The sequence below is a fragment of the Alphaproteobacteria bacterium genome (assembly GCA_019746225.1).
In the GTDB taxonomy this organism is placed as follows: Bacteria; Pseudomonadota; Alphaproteobacteria; order Paracaedibacterales; family VGCI01; genus VGCI01.
The window spans coordinates 1-8,972 of record JAIESE010000063.1; the positions used below are offsets into that span (position 1 = coordinate 1).

The following is an 8,972-nucleotide window of genomic DNA, read 5'->3' on the forward strand; positions in this document are numbered from 1 at the left end:
CTGAAGGCGGCGGTTTGCTAAACCGTTATACGGTTGAAAAGCCGTATCGAGGGTTCGAATCCCTCTCCCTCCGCCATCCGTCTTCGCTATCACGCCATGGCGCTTCGCGCAATGGCGGATTAGCTACGACGTGATTTATCACGAGTAGCGTTGCGAAGCGTTATGCCACGACGTAGTGAAGCCTATGCGTAACGAAGGCGGGCTTACAGTGTACTTTGTATATTCTATACAAAGTGAAAATAACCCAAATAGATACTATGTTGGGTTAACAGCAGATTTGATGCGAAGGTTAGAAGAACACAATGCTGGTAAATCCCTACATACCAGTAAGTTTAAACCTTGGACTTTAACAATTTCTGTCGCATTCTCAGACAAGAGCAAAGCAGAGAAATTTGAAACATACTTAAAAACATCATCTGGTAGAGCATTTTCTAAAAAACACTTTTGAAGCCCTTAACATATTTTACATATGTAGGCAAAATTCGAATCCTCGATCACTTATATTTGGGTTCGGGCCGACCAATGGGAGGCAACGCGCGCAAGCACGGTAATCCCTCTGCCTCCACAACACAATCCCAAAAAAAACGCGCCTCAGGAAATTCCCAAGACGCGCTTAATGTGACCATGCCAATATGTTTATTACGAACTTACATTTTAGCAACCGCAATAATATAGGGGGATGTCACTCTATTCTTAGGTATTTTTAGACCGTATTTTTCTAAAGCCCAGCAGATTTTTGAGGTTCCTGATAGAACATGGCGTAGAAGAGCGTTTAGCCGATGTGAGGAGAAGGCACCAGAATTAACCACACTTAAGTTGATTGACATAAAGTGATCACAGCTTATCAGGTTCAATCCCCCTTCTTTATGAGCAAAAGCCAGTTTTTCCTTGGTTAGAGGAACATGAACATCATAGACAGATCTGTCTACTAATTTTTGAATAAATCCAATAATGCTTGGCATATTGGGGATCAACGTTAAAAGTATACCCCCTGGCTTTACATATTTGGCGCATGAGCTGAGACAATGGGCTGTATCCTCGAAATGTTCAACGACGCCAAAGGAGACAACAAGATCAAATTTTTCGATAAGCTCTGGGGAGGGAGAAAACAAGTCACCGCAAAATATTTCACCGGGAACTTTAAAGTGATCCAAAATGTAGCGACTTTTTGCGCAGCCGATCTCAGAATAATCTAATCCAGAAACGTTAGCATCAAAATACTTATAAAAGTAGAGGGGCCAAACCGAATTGGCACACCCTATCTCCAAGACGCTAAACCCTTTTTTGTCTTTTAATAGATTTTGAAAGTATTTATGGAGTTCTAAATTAAAATAATTGTCGAATCGTTGATCCGTAGGATCAAAAGGAATGGGAAGATCAGCATTAGACCAATTCTTGTCCCAGTATGGGGTTCCTGCTTTATCAATTTGGGTCAAGTGCTTAAAACCTCTTGTATAATTGTATGTAGTTTTTCGCCTACATATTCAGGTGAATGATATTTTTCAACATAAGACATAGATTGTGTACCAATTTCAGCCTTTTGTTCATCTGTCATATCCATTATCTCCAGAATTTTATCCTTGAGACTATCTATGTTGGCATTGATAATCGGACACTCTTTCCAAGAGGGGTAAAGTTCTTTCAGATCGTCTCTAAGATAACAAATGACTGGCGTTCCTAAGGACATTGCTTCAATAGCCAACCTACCGTAAGCCCCTAATAGAATTTGATCAAAAACAACATCTGCTTTTTGTATTTCTTCCAAAACCTTTGCGTTTCCTGTGTTTTGCAAAATAACAAGTTCACATCTCGTTTTTTTCGCATTTATTTCACTCACTGCTTTTTCAAGAAATTTTGTACCCTTAAAATGCGGATGATTGGTTGCATGCACAATCTTGAACAATGCCTGGGGATTCTTCTGTGCTCTACGTGCTTTTTGTCTGGGGATAGAACGCATATGAAAATGTATCAGATTTTGCTTACCCGCATCGTCTATCAAATAATCGGGCCAATCAATTGAAAGAACTATTAAATCTGCATGATTTTGACAATACTTTGTATTTTTTAAAATCATTTTTTTCGAAGCATGATAACAATAATACGGATCTGACTTCCAAGCTTTATGCAACTCTTGAAACGTTTTATTCTTGGAGTTCTCCCACACCTCGACATACTGAATGTCTCCCCCATAAGGATTCAAAATTATTTTCTTTCCCGCAAGATGGAGCAGTTGAAATTCAAACCATCTTAGAAAACCCGTTCTATCCAACAATCTATTCTGAAAGGGAAGAATGAAAATATCGAATTTAAACACAGCCCATATGAAAAAGAAGTAAATGAGCCCTATTTGACCAAAGAAGTTGTTATATAAGATTGGAAATGACGTCTTAAGGTCAAGGTCATATTTTATATGATTTCTTTCATGCTCGGGGATGATCCACGGGATCACGCTTGCTTTGTAACCAAATTTAACCAATGAATCTTTAACATAGATAAGATTATTGTTCGCCATTAATCCAAAGAGAACTCTATTATCATTTTGAGAGAAGAACCTTGCCAACACAGCACATGTAATCAACAAAGGAAACACAAGGAAGTCTAAGAAATACTTAATTGTTTGCTGAATCATACGCTTCATGAAAGCAGACTGACCATCTTCATCGCGATTTTTTCTAATTCATCTCCCTTAACATACCCACTCATTGGCAAACTCAACACTGTTTGTGAGAGGTTTTCACAAACAGGTAAAGAACCCCCTGTCGCTGTTGGATATTGCTTGTAAGCAGTTTGCAAATGGAGTGGTTTTACATAATACACCATCGTTGGAATGCCCGCTTCTTTAAGATTTGCCATCAACTTTGAGCGATCGATGTGCTTTGGTAGACGAAGTGTGTATTGTGCCCAAGCTGAAGTTACCCCTTCCATTAATTGAGGCACTTCAACGATGTCCCGAAGTGCCTGATTATAAGCGTCTGCAACCGTTTGTCGGGCTGTCAACTCCTCATCGAAAATGGCAAGCTTCTCGATGAGTATTGCCGCTTGGATTGTGTCTAATCGTCCATTCATGCCAATACGAACGTTGTCATATTTATCCGTACCCTGACCATGAACACGAAGAGACTTAATAATGGCTGCCAGCTCATCATTATTGGTAAAAATGGCGCCACCATCCCCGTAACAGCCAAGGGGTTTTGCTGGAAAAAAACTTGTTGTGGATATGTCACCAATATTTCCGACCTTGCGCCCTTTATAAGATGCGCCGAAACTTTGCGCGCCATCAGCCATAACCCAAAGGTTGTGGTCATCGGCAATTTCTTGAATTGCATCATATTCAGCCGGTTGGCCAAAAAGATCGACCGGAATAACACAAACTGGGCGAAGGCCATCTTTTTTAGCCTTTTGAATCCCTTGTATAAGACTCTGAGGGTCCATGTTATAGGTATTGTCTAAGGAATCTATAAATACTGGCGTTGCACCAACCCAGGCAACAACCTCTGCCGTCGCTGCAAATGTAAAGGATGGTATGAACACAGCATCACCTGGCCCCACATTTTTAGCCATTAGTCCCAAACCAAGAGCATCGGTTCCATTGGCGCACGTGATTGCATGCTTCGCACCACATAATCCAGCCAATTGTCTTTCAAGTTCATAAACTTCAGGCCCCATGATGAAAATACCATGATCAAGTACGCGTTTAATCGCGGCATCTATCTTAGGGCGAATCCTTTGAAGTTGGGTCTTTAAATCAACAAACTGAATAGGATGCAGTTGTGTTTCAGGCTGTTTTAGAGCTTGTGTCATCAGTTATTATCTCAGCTAAATTGTTATTAATAATACGGTAGCGTCGCCCTTCGCGAGGACAAACAAGATCTTCTCCTAATTTTTCTCCTGCATGACTGACCCATCCCAATTGCGTGGCAGGGTTCCCAACCATCACCGCATGTGGCTTCACGTCTTTCGTAATAACAGCCCCAGCCCCAATGAGGCAATAAGCCCCCAAACGATTGCCGCACACAATGGTGGCATTAGCACCAATGGTAACGCCCCGCTCCACATGAGTCTTTCTAAACGCGTCTTTTCGTTCTATTTCAGCACGAGGGTTATGAACATTAGTAAAGACACAAGCGGGGCCACAAAAGACGCCATCATCAAGAACCACCCCTTTATAAAGGCTTACGTTGTTTTGCACTTTACAACGGTTCCCAATGATAACATCTGGGCCTATCATCACATTTTGACCAATCACACAGTCTTCACCAATCTTTGTCCCCTTAATTACATGAGAGAAGTGCCATATTTTGGTGCCAAGTCCAATATCACACCCCGCATCAATAATAGCTGATTCATGAGCAAAATAAGGAAGTATTTCAGTATTGATACTCACATTCGTATGCGAATGAAGAGACTGTTGGGCAGAATCCAGTACCTGCAAGACACGCAAACCTTCCCTGCCATCTGTTCGAGGGGTTTGATTGTTTTGAATGCAATCAATAAAATGCTGACATTCAAGTTTCAGCGGCTCTGCGACTTCTAAAGGAACATGAAGCATATCTGCTTTTTCAGGTTGAGGGAGACCATCAACCCAGGTGACTTGATGGGGATACAGTTTTAGTTTCTCACCCCACGGCAAACCATCATCAAAGACTGCCATACCTCTGTCACCAACAACCACAAGTTTTTGTTCTTTATAAGGGTGCAACCAAGACACAAAGATATGGGCTTGGATACCATTTTTAAAACTCATGTGCGTTGTCGTCACATCATGAATACGGGGATTCAAATGACAAGCACCTGTGGCATAAACAGATTCTGGCAAATCGCCCGCAAGGCTTAATATCATGGAGATATCATGGGGAGCAAAACTCCACAGAATATTTTCTTCATTGCGAAATTTACCCAAGTTTAAACGGTTCGAATATATGTATTGCAATCGACCCAGATTACCTTTGTTGATAAGCTGCTTTAGCTCCAAGAATGCCGGATGGTATTGAAGCAAATGTCCAACCATTAACTTACGGTTACCTTCAATTGATAAATCACATAAGTTTTCTGCTTCTTCAATCTTTAATGATAAGGGCTTTTCCACAAATACATGTTTTCCAGCCTTTAAAGCTCTTTTTGTCAAATCATAATGTTGAGCCGCAGGAGCTGCAATCACAACACCATCGCAATCGCTTTTCAAAACATCTTCTAAGGAAAGTGCTGGCACCTCATACGTTTGGGCAGCTTTGTCAGCCAACTCCTGATTTGCATCACACACAGAGTGTAATGCACCCAGCTCTGCAAAGTTACGAACCAGATTCCGACCCCAATAACCACAGCCAATAACGGATATTTTAAGGTTAGACATTCTCATCTCCCACAGGAATTAAAAAACGATAAATGGGTTTAATATATTTTCGAGAATATATATACCACACAGAATTGTAGGCATTTGGGTAATTTTTATAAGACTTCACAGGCAAATTAAGCAAAGACTCCAGCTCACCTTCAGAAAGAGCAAACTTCTTCGCAACATATTGTTTCAAATAGGGTATTTCTTTTTCCTCAATGGGTGGGTTTTTAAGTTTCGCGAGCGCTTCGTCCCGAGACATGATGCCGGCACAAATTAAATTCGAGAAATGACCTTTGCGCTTATCAAACCCAAATTTCTGAGGCAATATATAGCCTTGAAAGAACTTTGTGTAAATGGACTCATAATGTTTGCCACCATAGTCTTGCCAATCTAATTCCTGCTCTATAATGTTTCGAGCTTCATTTAAATCAAACTTAAAATAGTTAAAGATGGGAACGAATGATATCCCACGAACTTTTTCATAGTAAAAGCGCTTAATGCTATTTAAGTAAGGAAACGTGGACAGTTTTAAGGTTCCAAATTTTTGACTGACATTCTTGATATATCTATAATCACTATGGCCTTGAGACCAGGCGGCGGGCATGATCCGTTCTGTGACAAAATTAGCCCCACTAATAAGATGTTTTATATTGTATTTTGAGGCAACCTCGTACAAGGTGCCGCAAATGGCGTGATCCGTTGGAATCTCTGAATCAGGAGTTGAGGCTTTCAAAAAGGCTAATTGCAGGTCTCTAAATTCATCCCAATCAAGAACTTTTGTATATAAATCTATCCCGAGCTTTTTTACGATATTCTCAACATTCATGACCGACAGCTCAGAATTCCAACCATTATCCATATGTACAGCAATCGGGCGAAGGCCTAATATTTTAGTCACAACATAGGCAACATAGGTACTATCCACACCCCCGCTCAGGCCAATCACACAATCATATTTTTTGCCACGTCCCCGTCTTTTAATGTCACTCACCAAATCCTGAAGTAATTGATCTGCATTAATCTGTTGGGCTGGTAGTTTAGGGAGATTCTGCAAATAGGATTTGCAATGTGAACATTGACCCTTCTCATCAAAGAGGATATCTGGATCTGTGTTATCCATCACACAAAAATTACAAATTTTAACGCTCATCATCTTCCTCTAATATTGAATAAGAACAGCCTTATGAGGCCCTTGATATATAAACTTACTTCCCGCCGCAATTGAATGGGCGCCCTTTTGAATTGCAGTCTCTATGTCCTGATTGGATCGGGCTCCACCACACATCACAATCGGAATGTCAATCTTACTTTTTAGCGCTTCTAATAAGCTGTAATCTAGTCCTGAGAATTGTCCATCATTTTTAATACTGTGAAGAATAATTTCACCACATTTAACTTTGTTGATAAGTTCCGAAACGGCATCAATCGAAATTTTAACCTTTTCCCGGCCTCCTCTTTTATAGAATACATGTTTGCCAAAGATATTGACAGTGTAGTCCAATGACAAAGAAACCGCTTGGGCCCCATATTCTTCTGAGATCTTTTCAACTTCTTTTGGGTTTTCAAAAGCAAGGGAGTTAATGATGATTTTTTCAGCCCCTAAGCCAATGATCCTTTGAGCATCCTCACTGTTTTGAATTCCACCACCATAACCAACAGGCATTTGACACTCCGAGAGGAGCAATTCAATATACTCATAATCCAGTTTCCCTTCAAATCTGTTGGGTGAGATATCCAGAATGATGAGCTCATCAACTTCTTTATCATTGAATATTTTCACCGCATTCAACGGATCACCAATATAGGTGGGGTTTTTAAAACAAACCGTCTTTACAAGTCGCCTATTGAGGATTTGGAGAACGGGTATGCGTCGTGGTTTCAGCATGATAGGCTCAAGAAATTTTTCAGGAGTTGCATTCCCTGATTGTAGCTTTTCTCAGGATGGAACTGAACCGCCGTCGTCATTCCGTTACTGACAAGAATGGGGAATTTGTAGCCATAATCAACAAACGCAACTGAATGATCTGATTGAGGAAAGTGGAAGGAATGCGAAAAATAAAACCTTTTCTCCAAATTGATATGATCCAGGAGGCTCATCTGGGGGTGAGAAGCAGTGGCCTTTATATAATTCCAACCAAGATGGGGTATTCTTAGGGTCCCATCTGATTTAATTTTTTGAACAATCCCTTTAAAAATACCCAAGCCCTCCTCGACTCCTTCTTCGCTTCCTTCAAACAGAATCTGTGCTCCAGCACAAATCCCCAATATTTTCTTTCCTTGTCGATTTTCTGCCCCTTTGAAATAGTCGTAAAAACCGGAGGCTTTTAAGGCATGAACACATGAATCGAATGAACTGACACCTGGTAAAATAATCTTACGAACATCTGGATTAATTTCATCAGGGTTTCTGGCAATAGTGAAAGGTATTTCGAGTCGTTTTAAGGCAGATACAACAGAACCAATGTTGCACCGATCATAATCGACAATTTGGAGGAGATTCGCAGTGTGCAAGGAATGATCCATGGGTTAGTTAATAACAGACTTTATTGTATTTATGATTGAATGGTGCTCAGGAACAAAATGAGCTTTCCCGTATTTTATATAATAATCGAAATCTTCTATACCCGTGGGTGATATAATTAGAGAAGGAACATTAAAATACGCCGCTTCAATAATAGATGAAGATGCCGTTGTAACAACACAATCACAAATTGAAAGAACAGAATATATGGAAGAATCTCCATTATCATAAAAGACATTATTTAAATTTAAATTTTTTATATTTTGGAGCCCATAATCATTCTTGTACGCAGGATGCGATCTTATCCACCATAACCACGGCTCTTCAGAAATAGAAACTTCATGTGCGAGTTGGTCCCAATCTGTCCTACCAAAAAACTGCGGCTGCAAAGGAATAAGTATAATTTTTTCAAATTTATGATGCTTTTTGGAAATTTCTTCTGCTTGTTTTCTTATAGATTCTTGAAAGATATTGCTACACAAAAGAGGAAATCCTAATTTTTCGTGTTTGCAGGACGATAAAAAGCTTAGTGAATTTTGCGTGGCGAAAATATTACAGCTTGCTTCATCCCAAAACAGGAAGTGAGATGGAGTGATTTCATATCCATGTGTAGGAACTTTATTCCATTTATGGTATGCTGGGGAATTTTCTATGCCTCCATGTTGAATATCATATAAAGAAACTCCAAGGTTTTTGCAGGCCAATGCCAATCCATACCCTAAATAACCATAATAACAAACCACATAGCAAACTTTGACTCCTTTAAACTTGATATAACCATAAAAAAACCAGGAAAGAATATAGATAATAAGTCCCTTTAGAATCACTTCCTTTTGAGATAAATGAATATCCAGCCCTTTTTCTTTTAAATAATCATAAAACTTTTCATAATCAGGAAGAAAAAAAGAACCGCCCATAAAAAATATGAGCAATCTTGAAATGACATAGGCGATACGTTCGGCACCTAATAAACTAAAATATTTTTTTTTTAGGTTAGGAGTCGTAAAGGGAAGCTGAGAAAAAAATATAGCTTTATCTGGCGATATTTTTTTCAAGTCACAAATTGGGTCACAAAATTTATCATAGTATGTATTATTTATTTTAAATTTTGAAATA

General features: G+C 39.5%; 9 protein-coding genes. 1 reads left to right on the forward strand and 8 read right to left on the reverse strand.

The genetic code is table 11. The features are described from left to right. Nucleotides 1-208 precede the first annotated feature (208 nt). Nucleotides 209-448, forward strand: coding sequence for a GIY-YIG nuclease family protein (locus K2Y18_09350; GenBank protein ID MBX9805939.1), 240 nt, complete (start codon nucleotides 209-211; stop codon nucleotides 446-448). Between the two features lie 199 nt (nucleotides 449-647). Here K2Y18_09350 and K2Y18_09355 read toward each other — a convergent pair whose 3' ends face one another. The 8 genes from K2Y18_09355 to K2Y18_09390 all read right to left on the reverse strand — a co-directional run. Continuing rightward, nucleotides 648-1,436: a class I SAM-dependent methyltransferase gene (locus K2Y18_09355; protein ID MBX9805940.1), complete on the reverse strand. Its 789-nt coding sequence runs from the start codon at nucleotides 1,434-1,436 to the stop codon at nucleotides 648-650. Then, on the reverse strand, nucleotides 1,433-2,638 hold the full coding sequence (locus tag K2Y18_09360; protein MBX9805941.1) for a glycosyltransferase: 1,206 nt from the start codon (nucleotides 2,636-2,638) through the stop codon (nucleotides 1,433-1,435). The genes K2Y18_09355 and K2Y18_09360 overlap by 4 nt, the downstream gene beginning before the upstream one ends. Then, nucleotides 2,635-3,801, reverse strand: a complete 1,167-nt coding sequence (locus K2Y18_09365) for a DegT/DnrJ/EryC1/StrS aminotransferase family protein (GenBank protein MBX9805942.1) — start codon at nucleotides 3,799-3,801, stop codon at nucleotides 2,635-2,637. The genes K2Y18_09360 and K2Y18_09365 overlap by 4 nt, the downstream gene beginning before the upstream one ends. After that, nucleotides 3,776-5,350: a Gfo/Idh/MocA family oxidoreductase gene (locus tag K2Y18_09370; GenBank protein MBX9805943.1), complete on the reverse strand. Its 1,575-nt coding sequence runs from the start codon at nucleotides 5,348-5,350 to the stop codon at nucleotides 3,776-3,778. The genes K2Y18_09365 and K2Y18_09370 overlap by 26 nt, the downstream gene beginning before the upstream one ends. Continuing rightward, complete coding sequence (locus K2Y18_09375; GenBank protein MBX9805944.1) at nucleotides 5,343-6,485, reverse strand: N-acetyl sugar amidotransferase; 1,143 nt, start codon at nucleotides 6,483-6,485, stop codon at nucleotides 5,343-5,345. Before K2Y18_09375 ends, K2Y18_09370 begins: the two co-directional genes overlap by 8 nt. A gap of 9 nt (nucleotides 6,486-6,494) precedes the next feature. After that, nucleotides 6,495-7,220: an imidazole glycerol phosphate synthase subunit HisF gene (locus K2Y18_09380; protein MBX9805945.1), complete on the reverse strand. Its 726-nt coding sequence runs from the start codon at nucleotides 7,218-7,220 to the stop codon at nucleotides 6,495-6,497. After that, nucleotides 7,214-7,846: an imidazole glycerol phosphate synthase subunit HisH gene (gene hisH, locus K2Y18_09385; protein ID MBX9805946.1), complete on the reverse strand. Its 633-nt coding sequence runs from the start codon at nucleotides 7,844-7,846 to the stop codon at nucleotides 7,214-7,216. The genes K2Y18_09380 and hisH overlap by 7 nt, the downstream gene beginning before the upstream one ends. A gap of 15 nt (nucleotides 7,847-7,861) precedes the next feature. Beyond that, nucleotides 7,862-8,972: hypothetical protein (locus tag K2Y18_09390; GenBank protein MBX9805947.1), on the reverse strand; the 1,111-nt coding region annotated here is incomplete at its 5' end.

Excerpts from the sequence above, each read along its gene's own strand:
- K2Y18_09360 (MBX9805941.1), bottom strand. The coding sequence starts at position 2,638 with ATGAAGCGTATGATTCAGCAAACAATTAAGTATTTCTTAGACTTCCTT.
- K2Y18_09365 (MBX9805942.1), bottom strand. The coding sequence starts at position 3,801 with ATGACACAAGCTCTAAAACAGCCTGAAACACAACTGCATCCTATTCAG.
- K2Y18_09370 (MBX9805943.1), bottom strand. The coding sequence starts at position 5,350 with ATGTCTAACCTTAAAATATCCGTTATTGGCTGTGGTTATTGGGGTCGG.
- K2Y18_09375 (MBX9805944.1), bottom strand. The coding sequence starts at position 6,485 with ATGAGCGTTAAAATTTGTAATTTTTGTGTGATGGATAACACAGATCCA.
- K2Y18_09380 (MBX9805945.1), bottom strand. The coding sequence starts at position 7,220 with ATGCTGAAACCACGACGCATACCCGTTCTCCAAATCCTCAATAGGCGA.